Genomic DNA, 22,233 nt, shown 5'->3' with positions numbered 1-22,233 from the left:
TCAGGTTTGAAGCATGCCTTCGTTAAAAGACCTTCGTAACCGTATCGCCTCGGTCAAGGCGACGCAGAAGATCACCAAGGCGATGCAGATGGTCGCCGCGGCGAAGCTGCGTCGCGCGCAGGAAGCGGCGGAAGCGGCGCGTCCCTATTCGGAGCGCATGGGCGCGGTGCTGGCCAATATCACCCAGGCGATCGGCGGCGGCGGCGATGCCCCGGCGCTGATGACCGGCACCGGCAAGGACGACGTGCATCTGCTTGTCGTCTGCACGGCCGAACGCGGTCTGTGCGGCGGTTTCAATTCGCAGATCGCCCGCTTTGCCCGCGACCACATCCGCAAGCTTCTGGCCGACGGCAAGCAGGTCAAGATCATCTGCGTCGGCAAGAAGGGGTTCGACATATTGCGCCGCGACTACGGGGCGCTGATCATCGAGCGTGTCGACCTGCGCGAGGTCAAGACGCTGGGCTTCGTCAATGCCGATGCCATCGCCAAGAAGGTGATCCACCTGTTCAACGAAGGCGGCTTCGACATCTGCACGCTGTTCTATTCGCAGTTCAAGTCGGTGATCAGCCAGATCCCGACGGCGCAGCAAATTGTCCCGGCGGGCGCGCCTGCGGCTGGCGCGGAAGTGAAGGACGGCGGCAGCGCCGTCTACGAATACGAGCCGGAGCCGGGCGAGATCCTCTCCGATCTCATCCCACGCAACATTTCCGTGCAGGTTTTTCGCGCGCTGCTCGAGAATGCTGCCGGCGAGATGGGCGCCAAGATGAGCGCCATGGACAATGCGACGCGCAACGCCGGCGACATGATCAACAAATTGTCGATCACCTACAACCGCCAGCGGCAGGCGCAGATCACCAAGGAATTGATCGAAATCATTTCGGGCGCCGAGGCGCTCTAGGCACGCCCACAAGGAGGTCATCGACCTCAAGCGTGTGAGAAACAAAGAGACGAAAAGGGTAAAGACGATGGCGAAAGCAGCGACCCCGAAGACGGCAGCCCCTAAGGCCGCGGCACCAGCGAAGGCTCCGGCAGCAGCAAAGGCCGCTCCGGCCAAGAAGGCGGCAGCAACCAAGGCCGCCGCTGTGAATACGCCGGCCGCCACCATCAAGAAAACCGGCCTGGCAGGCAAGGTTCGCCAGGTCATCGGCGCCGTTGTCGACGTCCAGTTTGGCGAACATCTGCCGGCGATCCTGAACGCGCTTGAGACGATCAACGTCGGCAATCGCCTGGTGCTAGAGGTGGCCCAGCATCTCGGCGAAAACACCGTGCGCTGCATCGCCATGGACTCGACCGAAGGTCTGGTCCGCGGCCAGGACGTCTATGACACCGGTGCACCGATTACCGTGCCGGTCGGCCCGGGCATGCTCGGCCGCATCATCAACGTCATCGGCGAGCCGGTCGACGAGGCAGGCCCGGTCGACGGCATCGAGATGCGCTCGATCCACCAGCCGGCGCCGACCTATGTCGAGCAGTCGACGGAAGCGCAGATCCTGGTCACCGGCATCAAGGTGCTCGACCTGCTGGCCCCCTATGCCCGCGGCGGCAAGATCGGCCTGTTCGGCGGCGCCGGCGTCGGCAAAACGGTGCTGATCCAGGAACTGATCAACAACGTCGCCAAGGCGCATGGCGGCTTCTCGGTGTTCGCCGGCGTCGGCGAGCGCACCCGCGAAGGCAACGACCTCTATCACGAGTTCATCGAGTCCGGCGTCAACAAGAAGGGCGGCGGCGAAGGCTCCAAGGCCGCGCTCGTCTATGGCCAGATGAACGAGCCGCCGGGCGCCCGCGCCCGCGTCGGCCTGACCGGCTTGACGGTTGCCGAATATTTCCGCGACCAGGGCCAGGACGTGCTGTTCTTCGTAGACAACATCTTCCGCTTCACGCAGGCGGGCTCGGAAGTGTCGGCGCTGCTCGGCCGCATTCCTTCGGCCGTGGGCTACCAGCCGACGCTGGCTACCGACATGGGCGCGCTGCAGGAGCGTATCACCACGACGACCAAGGGTTCGATCACCTCGGTGCAGGCGATCTATGTGCCGGCCGACGACCTGACCGACCCGGCACCGGCGACCTCGTTCGCCCACCTCGACGCGACGACCGTGCTCAACCGCGCGATTTCGGAAAAGGGCATCTATCCGGCCGTCGATCCGCTCGATTCGACCTCGCGCATGCTCGACCCGATGGTTGTCGGCGAAGAGCATTACCAGGTCGCCCGCCAGGTGCAGTCGATCCTTCAGCGTTACAAGTCGCTGCAGGACATCATCGCCATCCTGGGCATGGACGAGCTGTCGGAAGAGGATAAGCAGACCGTGGCCCGCGCCCGCAAGATCGAGCGCTTCCTGTCGCAACCCTTCTTCGTCGCCGAAGTGTTCACCGGCGCACCGGGCAAGCTGGTCGACCTCGCCGACACCATCAAGGGCTTCAAGGGCCTTTGCAACGGCGATTACGACCATCTGCCGGAGGCCGCCTTCTACATGGTCGGCGGCATCGAGGAAGCGGTCGAGAAGGCACAGCGCCTGGCCGCCGAAGCGGCCTGATGGTGAATGGTCAATAGTGAATTGTGAATGGGGAGTAGCGGATAGGAAATCGGGGCTGAGTGAAGGTCATTCTTTCTGACCGTTCACCATTCACCATTCACCAGTCGCTAAACTGATCATGCCTGAAGCTTTCAAATTCGAACTGGTCTCGCCGGAGCGCCTCTTGGTTTCCGAGCAGGTCGAATCCGTCGTCATTCCGGGCGCCGAAGGCGAGATGACTGTCATGGCGCATCACGCGCCGGTCATGACCACAATCAAGCCGGGCGTCGTTACGCTGAAGACCGCGCAAGGCAAGGAAGAGCGCTATGTGGTGTTCGGCGGCTTTGCCGACATCGTTCCGGCCGGCTGCACGCTTCTGGCGGAATCGGCGGTAGCCGTCGGCGACATTGACCGCGCCGACCTTGCCCGCCGCATCCAGGAGGCCAGGGAAGACGCCGCCGACGCCAAGGACGACCAGACCCGCAGCAAGGCCGAGCAGTTCCTCAACCAGCTTACGACGCTTGAAGGTGCGCTGTTGCCGGCGTGAGTTCCGGTCAAATGACTAACTGAAAAAGCGGGCTTGCCCCGCTTTTTTGTTTGGTGGACAGTCTGGCTGCCTTGGCGTGGGGGGTGGCCGATGACAGAACAAGCAGTGCAACAAGAAACTATCTCGCGATCCAGATGGTCGACGGCCCTGGTTTCGGCCTTTGGCGGCCCGTTTGGCGGGTTCCTCTGGATCGGCAGCGGCAAACTGGCGGTCGCCAGCCTGGTGGTGATCAGCGTCGTCGTTTTCGCGCTTATTTACATTGGCTTTCCGGTATTGCCTGGCGTCGATCTTGCTTGGTGGGCCAATTTTTCAGGGATCGGTTTGATGGCCCTGTGGGCAGCGATCGTTGTTCCCTTCGCGCACCGGTTCAAGCCGGACAGATGGTACGCGCGTGGGCTTTCGGTGCTGGTGCTCGTCTTTCTGACCTCGTATCCGGCTGCATTCGCAATACGCGCGTTCCTGCTCCAGCCTTTTTCGATTCCCTCCAGCAGCATGGTGCCGACGTTGCAGGAAGGCGACTATCTCTTCGTCTCCAAAATGGCATACGGCTACAGCCGCTAAAGCGTGCCGTTCAACTTGCTTCCCGTTGATGGACGTATATTCGGCGCGGAACCCAAAAGGGGAGATGTGGTTGTCTTCAAGTTCCCGCCCGATCCGAGCGTGGACTACATCCAGCGGATTGTCGGCCTTCCCGGCGAGAAGATCCAGATCATCGACGGGGTGCTTCACATCAACGATGTCGCGGTGGGACTCGACGATATTGGTACTTTTTCGTCCGACGAGTTCTCGAGAGCCAAGCTCCAAAGCGAAACCTTGCCGGGGGGTGTCACCCATTCCGTTCTCAACCTCACCGACAACTCGATCGGCGACAATACGCGCGTGTTTGAGGTGCCCGCAGGCCACTACTTCGTGCTTGGCGACAATCGCGACAATGCCTCCGACAGCCGGTTCAGTGTCGCGTTTGTTCCCTATGAAAATCTGGTCGGCAAGGCCCTGCGGCTGTTCTGGAATTCCAAAGGTACCGATTATTCGTCTCGACAGACGCTGAACGGCCAGGCGAGCAAGTAGCTCAAACTGTCAGTGCCTCTACTGCGCGCATGACGCCGCGCAGTTCGGCGAGGCCCTTCAGGCGGCCGATGCAGGAATAGCCGGGGTTCACCTTCTTGCCGATGTCGTCGATGATGGCGTGGCCATGGTCGGGACGCATCGGCACCTGCCAGTCCGCCCTGCCGGCTGCCTTGCGTCGCCGTTCTTCGCCAATCAGCGCCGACACGACCGCCACCATGTCGGTGTCGCCGTCGAGGTGCTCGGCTTCGTGGAAAGAGCCGTCTGGCTCCTTGGTGACGTTGCGCAGATGGGCGAAATGGATGTTTTCGGCGAAGGCCTTGGCCATCGTCGGCAGATCGTTCTGCGCGCCCGCACCGTAGGAGCCGGTGCACAGCGTCAGCCCGTTAGCCGGCGAAGCGACCGCGTCGAGCAGCGCGCGGGCATCGGCTGCCTTGGAAACGATGCGCGGCAGGCCAAACAACGAAAAAGGCGGATCGTCGGGGTGGATCGCCATTCTGACTCCGGCCTCTTCGGCGATCGGCACGATCTCGCGCAGGAAAGCAAACAGGTTTTCGCGCAGTCCTTCGGTGGAGACGTCCTTGTAGAGGTCGAGGGCGCGGCGAAAGCTTGCCCGATCGAAGATGAATTCGCGCGCCGGCACCCAGCCGATCAGGTTGCGCTCCAGCCTTGCCTTGTCGCTGTCGCTCATCCCTTGCAGCCGCGCACGCGCGGCCTCGATACGGGCCGGTGGGTGATCGGCCTCCGCCCCTTCTCGCTCAAGGATGAAGACGTCATAGGCGCAGAGCTCGACGACATCGAAGCGCAGCGCCGTGCCGCCATGCGGCATCGGGTAATCGAGGTCCGTCCGCGTCCAGTCGGTGATCGCCATGAAATTATAGCAGACGGTGTTGATACCGGCGGCGGCGACGGCGCGGATCGAGGCCTTGTAATTGTCGATCAGGCTGCGCCAGTCGCCGCTGCGGGTCTTGATGTCCTCGTGCACGACGATGCTCTCGACCACGTCCCAGGTCAGCCCTGCTGCCTCGATCTCGGCCTTGCGCCTGACGATCTCGTCTGCCGGCCAGGCGCGGCCGTCGTTGAGGTGGTGCAGCGCGCTGACGATGCCGACGGCGCCGGCCTGACGGACATGGGCAAGCGTCACCGGATCGTCCGGCCCGAACCAGCGCCAGGTCTGTCTCATGGCTTCTCACTCCCTATGCCAAGCGCCGCCAAAGCTGCGGCAGTGCCGCCCCGCCGCAGGCGCTCGAGATGGGCTGCCGTCAGATCGATCAGTGTCATGCGGTGGGAATGGTCCTTGGCGAAGCCGGCGAGATCGAATATCGCTGTCACCGTCTCATCAGCCGGCCGGCTGCCGAGCGCCGTAAGCCGAGCGTCGATCGGGTCGGTAAAATGGGCTTCCGGCAAGGTTTTGCCGCGCGCCTCGCAAGCGGCGATCCAGGCCGCCACCACCAGCATGAGATGCGCGGGCGGGTCACCGGCGCCCAGTCGATCGAGGGCCGAGGCGACGATGCGCTGCGGCAGCTTCTGGCTGCCGTCATTGGCGATCTGCGCCGTGCGATGGGCGAGCGCCGTGTTCGAATAGCGTTCGGCGAGCTGGGCCGTGTAGCCGGCCGTATCGAGCCCGGCGTCCTGCGGCAGCGTCGGGATCGCCTCGGCCCATAGTCCGTCGACGAATTGCCGGATCGCCGGATCGGCAAAGGCGCGGTCGACCGTGTCGTCGCCGCTGAGCAGGCCGAGATAGGCGATTGCCGAATGCGAGCCGTTGAGCAGCCGCAGCTTCATGTCCTCGAAGGGCCCGACGTCGCCGACCATGGTGACGCCGAACTTTTCCCAGGCCGGCCTGCCAGCCGGGAAATCGTCTTCGACCACCCATTGGCAGAACGGCTCGGTCATCACCGGCCAGGCATCCTCGACGCAGAGCTCGACGGCGATACGCGCTCGGTCGGCGTCGGTGGTCGCCGGCACGATACGGTCGACCATGCTCGACGGAAACGCGACGCCGTCGGCAATGTGTGCGGCGAGCCTGGCATCGCCTGAAGCGGCGAGCCTGGCATCGCCTGAAGTGGCGAGCCTGGAATCGCGCAGCGCGGCGAATTCGACCAGCAGGCGGTGCAGCGTGGCGCCATTGGCCGGAAGGTTGTCGCAGCAGAGCACGGTGAAAGGCTGGATGCCGGCGGCACGGCGGCGCGACAGCGCTTCGGTGAGAAAACCATGCGCCGTCCGTGGCATTTGCGGGCTAGCCAAATCATGGACGATGTCCGGATGGGTGCTGTCCAAACCGCCGCCGGCTGCTCTCAGATAAGCCTTTTCGGTGATCGTGAGCGTGACGATGCGGGTGCGCTGATCGGTCAGGGCGGCGAGCACCGCAGCCGGATCTTCCGGCGCCACCAGCAGCGACAGGATCGAGCCGACGACGCGCAGCTCTTCGCCGATGCTGCTCCTGATCGCCAGCGTGTAGAGGCCATCCTGCGGCGCCAGTGCGTCGCGCGTGTCAGGACTGCGCAAGGACACGCCGACAATGCCCCAGTCCGCCTCGCCCGCCGCCAGGCAGTCGTCGACATAGGCCGCCTGGTGGGCGCGATGGAAGGCACCGACGCCGAGATGGACGATGCCAGGTGCGACGCCGCCGCGGTCGTAGCGCGGGGCCGCGACCGAAGCCGGCAGTGCCTTCAGCGTGCTGTTGGAAAGGCGTCTATTGGTCATTGCGCCACGTGTCTGATCGAGATTGTTGGGTCACTGCTGGCAGGCGGCGTAACACCCGATGCCGTCACGCACAATGGGCAATGGCCGACGAAAAGTCATCATACAACAACCAAGTTTTTGTATGTTGACATTATTTCTTTCCAACCGTACCGATGTCCGGATTGGGAGGATTTGCGTGGCCGCATTGACGGATCCGGACTTGCTGTTTGCCGCCGAGGCCCGCCCGCGTTCGCTGGCCCGCGATCTCTATGCCGCGGTCAAGGACCTGCCGATCGTCAGCCCGCACGGCCACACCGATCCGCGCTGGTATGCGCTCAACGAGGCGTTTCCCGATCCGGCGCAGTTGCTGATCGTGCCGGACCACTACATTTTCCGCATGCTGTTCAGCCAGGGCGTTCGGCTTGAGGAGCTTGGGGTGCCGACGCTTGACGGCTCGCCGGTGGAAACCGACGGCAGAACGATCTGGCGGTGCTTCGCCGAGCATTATTACCTGTTCCGCGGCACGCCGACCCGGCTGTGGTTCGACCATGTGCTTGCCCATCTGTTCGGCATCGACGAGCCGCTGACGGCCGCAACCGCCGACCGCCATTACGATATGATCTCGACCTTGCTGCAGTGGGAGAATTTTCGCCCGCGAGCGCTGTTCGAGCGCTTCAATATTGAAGTCATCGCAACGACCGAAGGCGCGCTCGACGATCTCAGATGGCACCAGATGATCCGCGACAGCGGCTGGGAGGGCCGCGTCGTCACCGCCTATCGGCCGGATGCGATCGTCGATCCCGACTTCGAAGGGTTCTCGGCCAATCTCGACCGGCTTGGCGAGATCACCGGCTGCGATACCGGCAATTGGGCCGGCTATCTCGATGCGCATCGCCAGCGGCGCGCCTTCTTCAAGAGCTTTGGCGCGACTTCCTCCGATCACGGCCATCCGACGGCCGAAACCGCCAATCTCTCGGATGCCGCCGCGCAGGAGCTGTTCAACCGCATCCGCCGGGGCTCGGACGACGAGCGCGAGCGAAAGCTGTTCCGCGCCCAGATGCTGACCGAGATGGCCAAGATGAGCCGCGACGACGGGCTGGTCCTGCAGATCCATCCCGGCTCCTGGCGCAATCATTCGCCTTCTATCTTTCACAAGTTCGGCAGGGACAAAGGCTTCGATATTCCGACCCGAACCGACTATGTGACGGCGCTGAAGCCGCTGCTCGACTGCGTCGGGCTGGAGCGCGACCTCACCATCATCCTCTTCACGCTCGACGAGACCAGCTATGCGCGCGAGCTGGCGCCGCTCGCCGGCGTCTACCCGGCATTGAAGCTCGGGCCGGCCTGGTGGTTCCACGACAGCCCCGAAGGCATGCGCCGGTTCCGTGAGATGACCACCGAAACCGCCGGTTTCTACAACACCGTCGGTTTCAACGACGACACCCGCGCCTTTCCATCCATACCGGCCCGCCATGATGTGGCGCGCCGGGTCGATTGCGCTTTTCTGGCGCGTCTCGTCGCCGAGCATCGGCTCGGCGAAGACGAGGCGCACGAGCTGGCGCAGGAACTTGCCTATACGCTCGCGAAAAAGGCGTACCGGCTCTAACGGCGCTTGCCGCCATCGTCCAAACGGGAGGAAACCAATGCTGCATTTTTCAAGACTGGCGGGAGCTACGCTACTTGCCGCCGCACTGCTGGCCGGATCGGCAAGCGCCCAGACGGTCCTGCGCTCGTCCGACACCCACCCGGATGGCTATCCGACGGTCGAGGCGGTCAAATATTTCGGCGAGCTGGTGAAGGAGCGCACGGCCGGCCGCTATGTGGTCGAGATCTATCCTTCCGCGCAACTCGGCGAGGAAAAGGACACGATCGAGCAGGTGCGCACCGGCGTGATCGATCTCAACCGCGTTTCGATGGCGCCGTTCAACGGGCTCATCCCCGAGACCACCGTGCCCTCGCTGCCCTATATCTTCCGTTCGGAAGAGCATATGCACAAGGTCATGGACGGGGCGATCGGCGACCAGATCGCGGCGGCGTTCGACCAGGTCGGGCTGGTGCTGCTCGCCTTTTACGACGGCGGCTCGCGCTCCTTCTACAATTCGAAGAAGCCGATCAACACCGTAGCCGACATGGCCGGCATGAAGTTCCGCGTCATCCAGTCCGACATCTTCGTCGACATGGTGGCGGCACTCGGCGCCAACGCGACGCCGATGCCGTATGGCGAGGTGTATTCGGCGATCGAGACCGGAGTCATCGACGGCGCGGAGAACAATTTTCCGAGCTACGACACCGCCAAGCATGCGGAAGTCGCCAAGTACTATTCGCTCGACGAGCACACGATGGTGCCGGAAGCCTTCGTCATGGCGAGGTCGAGCTGGGACAAGCTGACGCCGGAAGACCAGGCGATCTTCAAGGCGGCCGCCAAGGAAAGCGTCGCCAAGCAGCGCGAGCTGTGGACCGCCAAGGTCAAGGAATCGCGCGCCAAGGTCGAGGCGGCCGGTTCGCAGATCACGACGCCGGACAAGCAGCCCTTCATCGACGCGATGGGGCCGGTCTACGAGAAGCACGTCAAGGACGACAAGCTGAAGGCCATGGTCGAAGCCATCAAGGCCGTGCAGTGATCAAGCGGCGGCGCGGACATTCCGTGCCGCCATCCTCCTGGGGAGAAAACCGGTGACTTCCAGCCCAAGACCAACACCGCTCCTGTCCGGCGTCGCGCAAGTGATGTCGCGCGTCAGCACGGCGGCGCTGTCGATCGCCGGCATCGGGCTGGTGCTGATGACCGCCTTCGTCGCCTGGCAGGTGTTCGGCCGCTATGTTCTGAACCGTTCGCCGAGCTGGACCGAGCCCGGCTCGGTGATGCTGATGAGCTGGTTCATTTTCCTCGGCGCTGCCGTCGGTGTGCGCGAGAACTACCATCTTGGCTTCGACGTACTGCTCTACGTGCTGCCGAAAGGCGGCAAGCGCTGGCTGCGGATGATTTCGGATCTTGTCGCGCTCGCCTTCGGCATCGGCATGATCTGGTACGGCAGCCAGCTGGTCGCATTGACCTGGGGCTCCGTCTTGCCGTCACTCGGCATATCGGGGGGCTGGGACTATGTCCCGCTTGTCGCGGGAGGCGCGCTCATCGTGCTCTTCACGCTGGAGCGCATCGTGCTTCGCCTCTCCGGCGCGCCGATCGACGATGCCCTCGATGAACTGCCGCCGGCCGAAGTCGCGGCCGAACTCGACACCGCCAACGTGAAGGTCTGACGCCATGGAACTGTGGATTCTGTTCGGCGTCTTCACCCTGCTGATGCTTATCGGCACGCCGATCGCTTTCTGCCTCGGCGTCGCAAGCCTGGCCACCGTCCTCTATATGGGCCTGCCGCCGCTGATCGTGTTCCAGCGCCTGAATTCCGGCATGAGCGTCTTTTCGCTGCTGGCCATTCCGTTTTTCATCTACGCCGGCGACTTGATGGTGCGCGGCGGCATCGCCAGCAAGATCGTTGCCTTCGCCGGCTCGCTCGTCGGCCATTTGCGCGGCGGCCTCGGCCAGGTCAACATTGCAACCGCTACATTGTTCGGCGGCATTTCCGGCTCAGCGGTTGCGGAGGCAGCGGCGGTAGGCGGCCTGATGATCCCGCAGATGAAGGCGCGTGGCTATGGAGCGGACTACGCCGTCAACGTCACGTCGATGGCGGCACTGATCGCGCTGCTGCTGCCGCCGTCGCACAACATGATCATCTACTCGATCTCGGCAGGCGGAAAGATTTCCATCGCCGATCTGTTCACGGCCGGTATCATCCCGGGCCTGCTACTGGCCCTGTCGCTGATGGTCACCGCCTATATCGTGGCGCGCTCCCGCGGCTATCCGACCGAGGCGTTTCCGGGCTTCACCGCGGTCGCGCATCTTTTCGCCGTCGCCGTGCCCGGCCTGCTGCTGATCGCGATCATCTTCGGCGGCGTGCGATCGGGCGTCTTCACCGCCACCGAGAGTTCCTGTATCGCCGTCATCTATGCGCTGCTCGTGACCGTCTTCGTTTACCGGCAGATGACCTGGGAAGGGTTCGTTCATGCCACCCATGGCGCCGTGCGCACCACGGCTATGGTGCTGCTCATCATCGGCATGGCGGCGGCGTTCTCGTGGCTGATGGCCTTCCTGAAAGTGCCGGCAGCGTTGATAGCCTCCATGAACGCGATCTCGGACGATCCGCTGGTTGTGCTTCTCCTGCTCAACCTCTTGATGCTGTTCCTCGGCACGTTCATGGACATGGGGCCGACGATCATCATTTGCACGCCTATCTTCCTGCCCGTGGCGCAGGCCTACGGCGTCGATCCGGTGCATTTCGGCGTCATCATGATCCTCAATTTCGGCATCGGGCTGAACACGCCGCCGGTGGGCGCAGTGCAGTTCGTGGCATGCGCAGTGGGCAAGATATCCGTCTGGGAATCGATGCGCTCGATCTGGCCATTCTATGGCGCAGGCCTCGTGGTGCTGGCGCTCGTCACTTACATTCCGGCCATTTCGCTATGGCTGCCGAGCGTCTTCAAATAGGGGGTGCGACATGGCATCGGACACGGCCGTCGGGCTCCGCGTCGAACGAAGACCGAAGCTTTCGGAAACCGTCGTCGCGGCGATCCGCAAGCAGCTGCAGGCGGGCGAGATCCAGCCTGGGCAAAAGCTGCCGACCGAGGGCCAGCTGACGGAAACCTTCGGGGTCAGCCGCACCGTGATACGCGAGGCGCTGGCCAAGCTTGCCGCGGACGGCCTGGTCGAGCCGCGCCAAGGCGCCGGCGTTTTCGTGACCGAACATATCTCGACAGCGTTCGGTGCTCTGGCAGCGGAGATGGGCAGCAAGGATTCGATTGCCCTCAACGTGCTCGAAGTCAGGTTGGCGATCGAGATCGAATCCGCCGGGCTCGCCGCCATCCGGCGCAACGCCGCGCAGGAAGCGGCAATCCAGGAAGCCTTCTTCGAGTTCGAACGGCTGCTCCTCAACAGCGAGCCGACTGGACCGGCCGACCTTGCCTTCCACCGCGCAATCGCCAGCGCCACCAACAATCCGTTCTATGTCGAGATGCTCGACGTGCTCGGCCGGCGCGCTATTCCTTGCGATGTGACCTCGCCCTGGTCGACCGAGTTCGCGCAGTCCGACGCCTACCAGCGCGGCCTGCAGCGCGAACACCTGATGATCCTCAACGCCATCTCGGCAGGCGATGCCGAGGCGGCGCGGGAGGCGATGCGCGGGCATCTCGGTGCCAGCCAGCAGCGCTATCGCGAGCGCCTGCACGCGCGCCAGGTTTTTTATGCCGACTCGGTCAAGGCCGCGGCAACGGAATAAGCAATTGAGGCAGCCCCATGGGACAGCAATGAATCACACTGACAATCATACGGATTTCACCTCCCGCTTCGCCATCGATCCTGTTTCTGCCGCAGCCATGGGAACGGACGAGCTGCGACACAATTTCCTGATCGAGGACTTGTTCCAGCCCGGCCGCATCGGCCTGACCTACACCCATTACGACCGCATGATCGTCGGCGGCGCCATGCCCGCCGGTACACCGCTGCCGCTGCAGGCGATCAAGCCGACCGGGACCAAGAATTTTCTTGACCGCCGTGAGATGATCATCGTCAACATCGCCGGTGCAGGCGTCGTCAAAGCCGGCGGCCAATCCTACGAGCTGCAGGCACGCGACATGCTCTATCTCGGCATGGGCACGGATGAGGTGTCGTTCGCTGCGACCAATCCGGCAGCGCCGGCTAAGTTCTACCTGCTCAGCGCGCCGGCGCATCAGAGCCATCCCAACCGGCTGATCCGCATCGGCGATGCCAAGCGGCTCGATCTCGGCAGCCAGGCAACCTCCAACGAGCGCTCGATCTTCCAGTTCATCCATGCCGATGGGGTAAAGACCTGTCAGCTTGTCGTCGGCATGACGCAGCTTGCCTCCGGTTCGGTCTGGAACACCATGCCATGCCATGTGCATGACCGGCGCATGGAGGCCTATCTCTATTTCGACCTGCCGGAGGCGGCGCGGGTGTTTCATTTCATGGGCGAACCGGACGAAACGCGCCATCTCGTCATGCGCAACGAGGAGGCGGTGCTGTCGCCGGGATGGTCGATCCATTCGGGCGCCGGCACCTCGAACTACGCCTTCATCTGGGCGATGGCCGGCGACAATGTCGACTATACCGATGTCGACCTGGTGGCGATGGAGGAGCTCAAGTGAGCGATCTCTCGGCCTTCAGCCTTGCCGGCAAGCGCATCCTCGTCACCGGCGCCAATACCGGCATCGGCCAGGGCATCGCCGTGTCGATCGCGCGCGCCGGTGGCGCGGTGGTCGGCGTCGGCCGGTCGGCGATGGACGAGACGGCGGAGAGGATTGAAGCGGCCGGCGGGCGCTTCGAGGCGGTCCGCTGCGACCTTGGCGACGATGCCGCCGCCCAGGCGATGCTTGACCGCGTCTGGGACGGCACCGGGCCGCTCGACGGCCTGGTCAACAATGCGGGCATCATCCGGCGTGCCGATGCGGTCGACCTCACCGAAGCCGACTGGGATGACGTCATCGGCGTCAATCTGAAGACGGTGTTCTTCCTCAGCCAGAGTTTTGCCAGGCGCGTGCTTGCCGACCCGGGGCGGCGTGGCAAGATCGTCAACATCGCTTCGGTGCTGAGCTTTCAGGGCGGCATTCGCGTCGCCTCCTACACCGCCTCCAAACATGGCGTGCTCGGTATCACCCGGCTGCTTGCATGCGAATGGGCGGCAAAGGGCATCAACGTCAATGGCATTGCGCCAGGCTATATCGAGACCAACAACACCGAGGCGCTGCGCACCGATCCCGACCGCAGCGCTTCAATCCTGGCGCGCATTCCGGCCGGGCGCTGGGGCGCGCCGGAAGACATCGGCGACGCAGCCGTCTTCCTGCTGGCGCCGGCGTCGAACTATATGCATGGCGCGGTGATGCCGGTGGACGGCGGCTGGCTGGCGCGATGAGCAACAAAAAAGATGAGAGTTTGGTGATGACCGGAACCAAAATCTTCTCGCATGCCGGCGAGGCTGCGTGGACGCCGACGCCGGATGGCAACCGCAGGCGCGTGCTCCTGCACACGGATGAGCTGATGATGGTCGAATTCGGTTTCGACAAGGGTGGCGTCGGCGCGCTACACTCGCATCCGCACGTCCAGGCGAGCTATGTCGCCGAAGGCCGCTTCGAAGTCACCATCGACGGCAGGACCGAAATCCTGGAGACCGGAAGCAGCTTCATCGTCCCGTCCAACCTTGTCCATGGCGTCAAGGCGCTGGAGGCGGGACGACTGGTCGACAGCTTTACGCCGCACCGCGCCGATTTCCTCGACTGAGCTGCGGACCCGAAGATCAGGCAGCCGGTTCTCAGAACGAAAAAACCCGCGCCTCCGGAGAGACGCGGGCGTGTTGCCTGGGCGCTTGTGGCGCCGCGGTACTCAAAACATCACCGCAGAACCTGAACCTGCCGAATGATGGTGAAGATAGGATTAACCGCTCCGAGGCGGTGCGATATTCACAGCCAAGGCGAATAGGGGCTGGAACGACGGTCTGATATCGGCCAATGAGAGAGAAGTTCGCCTCAGGCGGTGCCGCGGACAGGACCAGAGGGGTCGATAAATGTTCGAATCTGCTGTCCAGGCAATCACCTGGCGATTCGCCGGGGAATTTCGGCAGGTCGTATCCCCGAAAGTTCTGTAATGCAGGCAGCAGCGAGCATCCCGGCAGAGGATTCCAAGCGGCGCGTTCTGAAGGATGTATTCGGCTTCGATGATTTTCGTCTCGGCCAGGCGGCCGTGATGGAGGCGCTGCTGGCCGGGCATCATGTGCTGGCTGTCATGCCGACCGGCGCCGGCAAATCGCTCTGCTACCAGGTCCCGGCGCTGGTGCTGGGCGGGCTCACCATTGTCGTTTCGCCGCTGGTGGCCCTGATGCAGGATCAGGTCGCCGCATTGCGCCTTGCCGGCGTGGCGGCCGATACAATCAATTCCTCGCTCGACCGCGATGCCAATGTCGCTGCATGGCGCCGTGTCGCGGCAGGCCAGACGCGCCTGCTCTATCTTGCACCGGAGCGGCTCATGACCGTGCGAATGCTCGAGGCGTTGACCAAGCTCGATGTCCGGCTGATCGCCATCGACGAGGCACATTGCATCTCCCAATGGGGACCGGCGTTCCGGCGCGAATACGAAGAATTGTCGAGACTACGTGATATCTTCCCGAAAGTGCCGATCATTGCGTTGACGGCGACGGCGGACGAGGCGACGCGCACCGACATTGCCGCGCAACTGTTCGACGGGCGCGTCGATACCGTGGTGCTCGGCTTCGACCGGCCGAACATCAAGCTAAGCATTGAGCCCAAGCAGGATAGCAAGCGCCAATTGCTAAACTTCGTGCAGCGCCATGCGGGCCGCAGCGGGATCGTCTATTGCCTGTCACGCAAAAAGACCGAAGAGATGGCGGCGTTCCTCGAGCGGAACGGCGTACGCGCGCTCGCCTATCACGCCGGCATGAGCAAGGACACGCGTGAAGCGAATCAAAACGCTTTCATGACCTTGTCCGGCGTGGTGATGGTGGCGACCATCGCCTTCGGCATGGGGATCGACAAGCCGGATGTCGCCTATGTCTTCCACACAGACCTGCCGGGCAGCTTGGAGGCCTATTATCAGGAAATCGGGCGGGCGGGCCGCGACGGGCGGGCGGCCGAGGCACATATGCTCTTCGGTCTCGGCGATATCCGCATGCGCCGGCTTTTCATCGAAGACGAGGACGCGCCGGCTGAGCACAAAAGGCGCGCGCATGGCCGACTCGATACGCTGATCGGTTATTGCGAGACGACGCAGTGCCGCCGTCAGATCCTGCTTGGCTATTTCGGCGAAAGTGCTTCGCCTTGCGGCAATTGCGACAACTGCCTCGACCAGGCGCCGCATGCGGATGGCGAGGCGGAGGCGCGGATCATCCTGGCGGCGATCGCACAGACCGGCGAGCGCTTCGGCGTCGCCCATGTCGTCGATGTCCTGCTCGGCCATGAGACCGAGAAGGTCCTGGACAGGAACCACCACAGGCTTGCCAGCTTCGGCACCGGTGTGGCGCATAAAAAGAGTTTCTTGCTGTCGCTGCTCCGCCAACTCGTCGCGGGAGGGTTCCTGACATTGGACTCAGCCGGCCATGGCGGCGTCGCCATTGCCGAGAAGGGCCGTGCGCTGGCTCGGGGCGAGGCTTCATTCCGGTATCGCTTGGACGCGCGCCAGTCATCGCGAGGCAAGATACGTCCTGAGGATACCGCAGCAGGCACGGAAGGTCTGGATTCGGCGCTGCTGGCCGCGCTCAAGGCTGTACGGCTGCGTCTTGCCCGGGAACGCCAGGTGCCGGCCTTCGTGATCTTTTCGGATCGTACACTGATCGATATGGCCGAACGCTGCCCGCGTGATCTGGACGCCTTCGCCGCGGTCAACGGCGTCGGCGCCGCCAAGCTCAAGGATTTCGGCGAGATATTCCTCGGCGCGATCGCTGCGCATCAGCCCGGTGGATCGGCGTGAGGGTAGCCAAAAATCAAACTCGCAATTGCGCGACACTGCAACAGGTTAGTTTGCCAGGCAGCATTTCTTTGCTTTCTTGCCGCTTCCACAGGGACACGGATCATTGCGTCCGACATGGCGCCAAGGATTTGTGACCGGCGCTGTCAATCTCGACAACTCGTCGAGCCAAGTTTGTTCCGGCAAGGGCGATTGCCAATCTTCCTCGCCAAAATACTCAAGGTGGCTGGTCCATTCCAACGCTTCAAGCACGTCGTCGATATAGCCGAGAGCGGCGCGCTCGAATCGATCCATGTCGTTTGGGCTTTGCTCGGCGGCCAGGAGATCGTCTTCGAAATCGCGGCGGTCGATTACCCCTTCGGGGATGCGGCCGTCGTCCCATGCGCTGTGAACAAGTGACGCCAGATCGCGCAAGCCAAGCAGGGCGATCGCCCCCAGCCAGGCGATCCAGGCGAAATCGTCGTCATCGGCCAGCCTCTCGGTGTGGAATCGCTCGAGAAAATCTCGCATTCGGTCACGCTCGATGCGGCCTTCCCAGGTCAGGAAGGTCGCTGCGCCCAAAACTGCATCGCGGACGAATTCATCGACGGAGCGGTCGCTGATCAAGCTGAACAAAGCGTCGGCGTCGCCATCAAATACGCCGGCGACGATACGCGCCATGCTCTCGGTCACCACGTCGCCGAGCAGGTCATCGAGGTCGCGTCCCGGCCGGCGCAGCAGGCGCAACAAGGGCCCGAACGTTCTAGTGTCGCGAGCGCCGCCCAGAATGTAGATGCCTCGCAAGAGCAGCATCTGATCATCCCGCGACAGAGCCTCTCCTTCGGCCGCTCTTGTGACGACGGCACGCAGCGCGGGAGCCGATTCTTCAATCCTCGCTATGCAGTGAATGATTGCGACATCCGGCAATTGCTGCTCGTTTGCCACGGCATGTAGTTGATCTTCTATCGGACCGAGATCGAAGCCGGGCTTGCCCCGGCCAAGGACGGAGTCCAGTGCTTCTTTCTTCATGGCATCCTCGCTGCCGTTCGCGCTTGCCAAATCTACGACAGGCCGGCTGCCTTTCAACAGTTCATCCGCACAAACGGCAAATTCCTGTGCAGAAAGTACCAGACGGGGCGAGTTCGATCTCGACACAGCTCTATCCTGAACTGACCTGTGGGGGACGAGGATCGGCCAGCAGCCAAGCAACCATGAGCGAATATCAATACTACGAGTTTCGGGCGGTCGACCGCCCACTCAGCGAAGCGGATCGCCGGGACTTGCGCGATGTGTCGACGCGGGCGCGGATTACGGCCACGAGCTTCACGAATTTCTACGAGTGGGGCGACTTTAAAGGCGATCCGGTCGCGTTGATGCGGCGTTGGTTCGATCTTCATCTCTATTTGGCGAATTGGGGCACCCACCGGCTGATGATCCGGTTTCCAGCGCGATTAATCGACCGGCAGCGTCTCGAGGGATTCCTGCATGCGGTCGATTGCCTCGAGATCAGCACGTCCGGCGAGAACCTGATCGTCGACATCCTGTGCGAAGAACTGGAACCTGCGGACGATTGGGATAATTGGGACGACGACTCGCACTGGCTCGAAGCACTGGCGCCGCTGCGCGCCGACGTGCTCGGCGGCGATCTGAGGCTTTTCTACCTGCTGTGGCTGAAGGCGGCCGAGATCGGTTCCGTCAAGCCGGACGAGGCGGAGCCTTTGCCGGGGATCGGCCCGATGACGCCCGCGCTCGACGCTTTCGCGCGCTTCTTTCAGCTCGACGCCGACCTCGTCGCTGAGGCGGCCGAGCGTCCCGCCGGCACGACAGCGGAATTGTCGCCGGATATGGTCCGGCGTTCAGTCGGCGCCTTGTCCGATCATGAAAAGACGACGCTGCTCGTTCGTCTCGTCGACGGCGATCGGCATGTTGAAAACGAGCTTCGGGCGTTCGTCCGGAATCGCTCGATGTTGAAAGTCTCTGTTGGAAGCCCCATGGCCACTGTTCCGCGCTCGGCCGGCGAACTGCGAGCCCGTGCCGAGGCGATCCGTCAGGCCCGCGAGCGCGCGCAGGAGGAGCAACGAGAGGCTGAAAGAAAACGGCAGGCGGCGGAAGAGGCGCGCGCTCGCCGTATTCGGCTCGATGCGCTCTCGCGACGCGGCGAAAGCGTCTGGCGTGAGGTGGAGAGCGAGATCGAACGCCGCAACCCTCCCGGCTACGATGAGGCCGCCAGCCTTCTGCTCGACCTCAAGGCAATCGCCGAGGAATGTGGCACGACCCACGATTTTGCTCGCAGGCTGCAGGCGATCCGCGATCGGCATATCCATAAGAGGCGTTTTATCGAACGGCTAAGAGACGATTAGCACCGGCTTCGTCTCGCCGCGGCAATCGCAGCCTCCTGCTGCCGCAAGCGCTCGATCTTCGCACTCTGGCGGGCAGCCACGGTCGAGGCGACACGCTGCCCTCCCAGCAGCCAGCCCGGAATGTTGGTGTGGACGACTTTGCCACGAGCGATGGCTGTCGCCGACATTTCGTCGGCGACAGCGCCGATCGCCACGTTGAGCTCGACGCAACTCATCTTGTCGTATTTCGCAGCATCAAAGGATGCCGGCAAAGGCGATGCGCAACTTCCGACAAACATGAGGCTGCATATCAGAGGCGTGGACGTGGAGATCGCCTTCATTCCCTTATCAAGCACATTGATGCCGGACGGGCGGATTTTCGGAGGGTTCTCGATCTAGGGCCGCGAAGCACTCGCGAGGTTCCGCGTAACTGAAGCATGTGACCTCTACAATACTCTGTGCTGACCGACCTGTTTGTCTTCAAAGAATTCCGAGAGAGCCGCTGCCGTCTTGTCGGGGTGCTCTTCCGGGAAAAAGTGCCCGCCTTGGACAGCGCATCCTGCCACTCTGTCGGCCCATTTCCTCCAGATGGCCAGCGGCCCGCCTTCTTGCGCATACCAGTTCTCCAGGGCGCCTTCGCCACTCCATAGCGCCAGTAGCGGACACTCGATGCGACGACCGTTTGCGCGGTCCAGCGCGTCATGTTCACGATCGATCGTCGCAGCGGCGCGATACTCTTCGCAGATGGCATGAATATGCGCGGGATCGCGAAGCGCATCAACATAGGCGTTCCTGACCTCTTTGGAGACCATTTTCGCCGACGATCCCCAGTGCGTAATTGCATCGTCGACGACAGCATCGGGAGCCGCGCCGATCAGACGCTCCGGCAGGGGCTCCGGCTGCGCAAGAAGGCTCCAGGGCCAGAAGCCGAGCGCCAGTCTGGCATCCGCCCGATCCCACGTTGCGGCGGTGGGGATGATGTCGAGGACGGCGATTTTGAGCACTTTGTCGGGATGGTCGAGCGCCAGGCGATAGGTAACCCGCCCGCCGCGATCATGCCCGGCAACCATGAACCGCTCAAACCCCAGCTGCTTCATGGCCTGAACCATGTCGCCGGCCATGGCGCGTTTGGCGTATGGGCTATGATCGGCAGAGGAAATCGGACATCCGCTTTGCCCATAGCCTCGAAGGTCGGCGGCGACCACCGTGAAGCGGAGCGCCAAGGCTGCGGCGATATCCCTCCACATCAGATGCGTTTCTGGAAAACCGTGAAGAAGCAGCAGCGGCGGACCGGTGCCTCCGACCCTTGCGAAAATCGTCGTATCGTCCAGTCGTAGGCTGGTGGCTCTGAACCCTGCAAACACCGTCAGCTTCCTCCGCGCCCTTAGGAAAGCTCCCTAAGGGCGCTAACGGCCGCCTGGGGCGAAAACCCCGGCCGCGATGGCCAGGGTTCAAGCCGGCCAGTTGCTAGAATCGAAACCAGACCCAGACGCGCCTGCGGAAGCACCGCCTGCGCCGATAGCCGTTTCGCCAGTAAACGCGACAGACCCTTCTCCAGGCGCGCCGGCGGCGCCGGCGCGGCATGTGCCACCGGCGATGATAGACTGGTTGCAACTCTGCTTGAGTTTCGTCGTCGTCGAAGGTCTCGACATCCGGCGCCTCGAGTTCATCGAGAATGCCGCTTCTGGCAGTTGGAACGCCGGCCACTGCGTTGATTGGCCGAACCGTGCTTGCAAGGGCCGCGGCCCCGGCAATGCCAAACATTCCTGTCAAAAATAGTCGCCGATCCATGGAAACCTCCCAGTCTTCAACCAGCGATAGAACAAGCTGACGATTGGGAGATAGCGCAGTCGGTGCAAACGCCTAGTGCCGCACGGCGATTGGCGGTGGTCCGGTCGGCCGGAGGGTGTTGCCTCGTCCTCGAAGTGGGATGGCTACCTCGATCGACAAACACCCGGAGCTTTCTGAATGGATGGCGGGCCGAAAACAATGAAGATCGAATGACGTCTACGCCATAGCCACGCAATTTCACGCTACTCGCGTTGCAAGGAGGCTTGACTGCCATCCTACCAGAAGGTAGGTAAAAGCATGAGCAACTTGTCTACCACCTCTGATGACATCCTGGCTTGTGCACGCTCACTGATCGTCGCTGGCGGCTACAACGGTTTCAGTTATGCCGACATTGCTGAAGTGGTCGGGATCCGTAAGGCGAGCATCCATCACCATTTCCCAAGCAAGGTCGATCTGGTTCGGACGCTGGTTGCGCGGTATCGCGAAGAAACTGAAGCGGGGATGGCAAATGTCGAACTTCACGAATCCGATCCGCTCGAACAGTTGCGGATCTATGCCGGGTATTGGGAAGCCTGCATCGCGAACGCCAGCGCCCCGTTTTGTATCTGCGCGCTGTTGGCAAGCGAGCTCCCCGTGCTGCCCAAGGAAGTTGGCCTTGAGGTCCGGGCGCATTTCCGCTCGCTGTCGGCTTGGCTGACATCGGTGATGGAGCGCGGTGCGCGGCACGGCCAATTTCGACTGATGAGTACCCCTCGTGCCGAGGCTGAAGCGTTCATGGCGACCGTTCACGGCGCGATGCTTTCAGCACGGGCCTATGACGATCCGAAGATATTCGGCGTCGTGACAGGCCCGCTCCTGGAGCGGCTCGCTCTGCGTTCCCTCCAGATACGACCCTAAGACCTCAACTAACCATAGGCGTAACGACTCTGCGACGTTCGTCGAGAGTCCCTACCTACTAGTCGAAAGGACGATCCAATGACGGTTCACAATGGCGATCTTTCCCGCGCCAGCCAGGAACAATGGCTCAAGCTCTATTACTTCGCTCGGACGGCGTTCTCGGCTGCCTGGGTGGCGGCTGCCTTTACGGTGGGACAGAATTCCGGGGTGGTCGCGGCGGTGTTACTCGTGGCTTATCCTGCGTGGGATGCCCTGGCCAATTTTGTCGACGCATCGCGCAGCGGAGGATTGGGACAGAATCGCACCCAGGCCATCAACGTCGTGGTCAGTGTGGCGACAACGCTCGCGGTCGTTGTTGCGCTGAAGATGAGCATGAATTGGGTGCTGGGCGTGTTCGGCCTATGGGCGATCCTGTCCGGCCTGCTTCAACTCGGCACCGCCGTCCGCCGTTGGAAGAGCTCTGGTGCGCAGTGGGCGATGGTCCTGAGCGGAGGGCAATCAGCACTGGCAGGCACGTTTTTCATCGCGCAGGCGCGGATGCCGATGCCGCCATCGATCACCAACGTGGCCGGCTATGCCGCAGTAGGCGCCCTCTACTTCCTTGTTTCGGCGGTGTGGCTGAGCGTGAGCCAATTGCGGCGGAAGGCTGCATAGGCCCGCGATCTTAAGCCATTACCGGCGCGATGAGAGATGCTGTTACCTATGGGTCCGGGTTGGACACCATTCCGAAGTGGATAGTGTGCTGAAGGTTCTGCAAAAAGTTTTGGAGAGAGAACGGGGCTTGCTCTGAGGGGCGAGCGGCCATGGCACGGTGGTGACGTTGCGATCACCGATTCCCGTGGAAGGGGAAGTGCCATGACCAATCGAGACGTTAGACTGAGCAGA

At 62.8% G+C, this 22,233-nt stretch carries 20 protein-coding genes and 1 pseudogene; 16 read left to right on the top strand and 5 right to left on the bottom strand.

Features of this window, described 5'->3' with window-relative positions:
- The first annotated feature begins 13 nt into the window (after positions 1-13).
- From NKI47_RS28200 to lepB, 4 genes and pseudogenes are all read left to right on the top strand, one after another.
- The gene (locus NKI47_RS28200) at positions 14-898 is read left to right on the top strand and encodes a F0F1 ATP synthase subunit gamma (RefSeq protein ID WP_023678098.1); all 885 of its coding nucleotides are present in this window, start codon (positions 14-16) and stop codon (positions 896-898) included.
- A 67-nt stretch (positions 899-965) separates the two neighbouring features.
- Complete coding sequence (gene atpD / locus NKI47_RS28195; RefSeq protein ID WP_023678097.1) at positions 966-2,531, top strand: F0F1 ATP synthase subunit beta; 1,566 nt, start codon at positions 966-968, stop codon at positions 2,529-2,531.
- Between the two features lie 118 nt (positions 2,532-2,649).
- Positions 2,650-3,057: a F0F1 ATP synthase subunit epsilon gene (locus tag NKI47_RS28190; protein WP_023678096.1), complete on the top strand. Its 408-nt coding sequence runs from the start codon at positions 2,650-2,652 to the stop codon at positions 3,055-3,057.
- Positions 3,058-3,495: 438 nt separating this feature from the next.
- A pseudogene (gene lepB / locus NKI47_RS35240) lies at positions 3,496-4,068 on the top strand (signal peptidase I); the annotation flags it as partial.
- 58 nt (positions 4,069-4,126) lie between these two features.
- Here the strand turns inward: lepB and uxuA are convergent.
- Positions 4,127-5,305, bottom strand: a complete 1,179-nt coding sequence (uxuA, locus tag NKI47_RS28180) for a mannonate dehydratase (RefSeq protein ID WP_352594365.1) — start codon at positions 5,303-5,305, stop codon at positions 4,127-4,129.
- On the bottom strand, positions 5,302-6,828 hold the full coding sequence (locus NKI47_RS28175) for a mannitol dehydrogenase family protein (protein WP_352594364.1): 1,527 nt from the start codon (positions 6,826-6,828) through the stop codon (positions 5,302-5,304). The genes uxuA and NKI47_RS28175 overlap by 4 nt, the downstream gene beginning before the upstream one ends.
- A gap of 175 nt (positions 6,829-7,003) precedes the next feature.
- On the opposite strand from NKI47_RS28175, the gene uxaC reads away from it, so the two are divergent.
- The 9 genes from uxaC to recQ all read left to right on the top strand — a co-directional run bounded on the left by uxaC (position 7,004) and on the right by recQ (position 16,345).
- Positions 7,004-8,413 carry a glucuronate isomerase gene (gene uxaC / locus NKI47_RS28170; protein ID WP_352594363.1) on the top strand — a complete coding sequence of 470 codons (1,410 nt, stop codon included), beginning with the start codon at positions 7,004-7,006 and terminating at the stop codon, positions 8,411-8,413.
- Between the two features lie 37 nt (positions 8,414-8,450).
- Positions 8,451-9,428, top strand: coding sequence for a TRAP transporter substrate-binding protein (locus tag NKI47_RS28165; RefSeq protein ID WP_352594362.1), 978 nt, complete (start codon positions 8,451-8,453; stop codon positions 9,426-9,428).
- A 103-nt stretch (positions 9,429-9,531) separates the two neighbouring features.
- Complete coding sequence (locus NKI47_RS28160; protein ID WP_023719697.1) at positions 9,532-10,059, top strand: TRAP transporter small permease; 528 nt, start codon at positions 9,532-9,534, stop codon at positions 10,057-10,059.
- Between the two features lie 4 nt (positions 10,060-10,063).
- Positions 10,064-11,344 (top strand): TRAP transporter large permease, encoded by a 1,281-nt coding sequence (locus NKI47_RS28155; protein WP_023678089.1) that lies wholly within the window; start codon positions 10,064-10,066, stop codon positions 11,342-11,344.
- A 10-nt stretch (positions 11,345-11,354) separates the two neighbouring features.
- Positions 11,355-12,131 (top strand): FadR/GntR family transcriptional regulator, encoded by a 777-nt coding sequence (locus NKI47_RS28150; protein WP_023678088.1) that lies wholly within the window; start codon positions 11,355-11,357, stop codon positions 12,129-12,131.
- Between the two features lie 28 nt (positions 12,132-12,159).
- Positions 12,160-13,017 (top strand): 5-dehydro-4-deoxy-D-glucuronate isomerase, encoded by an 858-nt coding sequence (kduI, locus tag NKI47_RS28145; protein WP_023678087.1) that lies wholly within the window; start codon positions 12,160-12,162, stop codon positions 13,015-13,017.
- Complete coding sequence (gene kduD, locus NKI47_RS28140) at positions 13,014-13,781, top strand: 2-dehydro-3-deoxy-D-gluconate 5-dehydrogenase KduD (protein ID WP_352569536.1); 768 nt, start codon at positions 13,014-13,016, stop codon at positions 13,779-13,781. The genes kduI and kduD overlap by 4 nt, the downstream gene beginning before the upstream one ends.
- A gap of 26 nt (positions 13,782-13,807) precedes the next feature.
- Positions 13,808-14,146, top strand: coding sequence for a cupin domain-containing protein (locus NKI47_RS28135; RefSeq protein WP_352594361.1), 339 nt, complete (start codon positions 13,808-13,810; stop codon positions 14,144-14,146).
- Positions 14,147-14,509: 363 nt separating this feature from the next.
- Positions 14,510-16,345 (top strand): DNA helicase RecQ, encoded by a 1,836-nt coding sequence (recQ, locus tag NKI47_RS28130; RefSeq protein ID WP_352594360.1) that lies wholly within the window; start codon positions 14,510-14,512, stop codon positions 16,343-16,345.
- Between the two features lie 45 nt (positions 16,346-16,390).
- On the opposite strand, the gene NKI47_RS28125 is transcribed toward recQ, so the two are convergent.
- Positions 16,391-17,476 carry a DUF1186 domain-containing protein gene (locus tag NKI47_RS28125; protein ID WP_352594359.1) on the bottom strand — a complete coding sequence of 362 codons (1,086 nt, stop codon included), beginning with the start codon at positions 17,474-17,476 and terminating at the stop codon, positions 16,391-16,393.
- Positions 17,477-17,532: 56 nt separating this feature from the next.
- Here NKI47_RS28125 and NKI47_RS28120 point away from each other — a divergent pair, with 56 nt between their 5' ends.
- Positions 17,533-18,681 (top strand): hypothetical protein, encoded by a 1,149-nt coding sequence (locus tag NKI47_RS28120; protein ID WP_352594358.1) that lies wholly within the window; start codon positions 17,533-17,535, stop codon positions 18,679-18,681.
- Here the strand turns inward: NKI47_RS28120 and NKI47_RS28115 are convergent.
- Together NKI47_RS28115 and NKI47_RS28110 are read right to left on the bottom strand one after the other, a co-directional pair.
- A complete protein-coding gene (locus NKI47_RS28115) occupies positions 18,678-18,932 on the bottom strand; it encodes a hypothetical protein (protein ID WP_352594357.1) in 255 nt (84 codons plus the stop codon). The two genes, NKI47_RS28120 and NKI47_RS28115, sit on opposite strands and share 4 nt — an antisense overlap.
- A gap of 174 nt (positions 18,933-19,106) precedes the next feature.
- Positions 19,107-20,024, bottom strand: coding sequence for an alpha/beta fold hydrolase (locus NKI47_RS28110; RefSeq protein WP_352594356.1), 918 nt, complete (start codon positions 20,022-20,024; stop codon positions 19,107-19,109).
- Between the two features lie 724 nt (positions 20,025-20,748).
- On the opposite strand from NKI47_RS28110, the gene NKI47_RS28105 reads away from it, so the two are divergent.
- Positions 20,749-21,348 (top strand): TetR/AcrR family transcriptional regulator, encoded by a 600-nt coding sequence (locus NKI47_RS28105; RefSeq protein WP_352594355.1) that lies wholly within the window; start codon positions 20,749-20,751, stop codon positions 21,346-21,348.
- A 78-nt stretch (positions 21,349-21,426) separates the two neighbouring features.
- Positions 21,427-22,002, top strand: coding sequence for a DUF308 domain-containing protein (locus tag NKI47_RS28100; protein ID WP_352594354.1), 576 nt, complete (start codon positions 21,427-21,429; stop codon positions 22,000-22,002).
- Positions 22,003-22,233 lie beyond the last annotated feature (231 nt).

The sequence above is a fragment of the Mesorhizobium sp. M0633 genome (assembly GCF_040320645.1).
Classification (GTDB): domain Bacteria; phylum Pseudomonadota; class Alphaproteobacteria; order Rhizobiales; family Rhizobiaceae; genus Mesorhizobium.
This window is presented reverse-complemented; position numbering and strand designations above follow the sequence as displayed.

Coding starts and splice junctions, on each gene's coding strand:
- NKI47_RS28190 (WP_023678096.1), top strand. CDS start 2,650: ATGCCTGAAGCTTTCAAATTCGAACTGGTCTCGCCGGAGCGCCTCTTG.
- NKI47_RS28200 (WP_023678098.1), top strand. CDS start 14: ATGCCTTCGTTAAAAGACCTTCGTAACCGTATCGCCTCGGTCAAGGCG.
- NKI47_RS28160 (WP_023719697.1), top strand. CDS start 9,532: ATGTCGCGCGTCAGCACGGCGGCGCTGTCGATCGCCGGCATCGGGCTG.
- kduI (WP_023678087.1), top strand. CDS start 12,160: ATGAATCACACTGACAATCATACGGATTTCACCTCCCGCTTCGCCATC.
- uxuA (WP_352594365.1), bottom strand. CDS start 5,305: ATGAGACAGACCTGGCGCTGGTTCGGGCCGGACGATCCGGTGACGCTT.
- NKI47_RS28135 (WP_352594361.1), top strand. CDS start 13,808: ATGACCGGAACCAAAATCTTCTCGCATGCCGGCGAGGCTGCGTGGACG.
- recQ (WP_352594360.1), top strand. CDS start 14,510: ATGCAGGCAGCAGCGAGCATCCCGGCAGAGGATTCCAAGCGGCGCGTT.
- NKI47_RS28175 (WP_352594364.1), bottom strand. CDS start 6,828: ATGACCAATAGACGCCTTTCCAACAGCACGCTGAAGGCACTGCCGGCT.
- NKI47_RS28105 (WP_352594355.1), top strand. CDS start 20,749: ATGAGCAACTTGTCTACCACCTCTGATGACATCCTGGCTTGTGCACGC.
- atpD (WP_023678097.1), top strand. CDS start 966: ATGGCGAAAGCAGCGACCCCGAAGACGGCAGCCCCTAAGGCCGCGGCA.
- NKI47_RS28165 (WP_352594362.1), top strand. CDS start 8,451: ATGCTGCATTTTTCAAGACTGGCGGGAGCTACGCTACTTGCCGCCGCA.
- NKI47_RS28150 (WP_023678088.1), top strand. CDS start 11,355: ATGGCATCGGACACGGCCGTCGGGCTCCGCGTCGAACGAAGACCGAAG.
- NKI47_RS28155 (WP_023678089.1), top strand. CDS start 10,064: ATGGAACTGTGGATTCTGTTCGGCGTCTTCACCCTGCTGATGCTTATC.
- NKI47_RS28120 (WP_352594358.1), top strand. CDS start 17,533: ATGAGCGAATATCAATACTACGAGTTTCGGGCGGTCGACCGCCCACTC.
- NKI47_RS28100 (WP_352594354.1), top strand. CDS start 21,427: ATGACGGTTCACAATGGCGATCTTTCCCGCGCCAGCCAGGAACAATGG.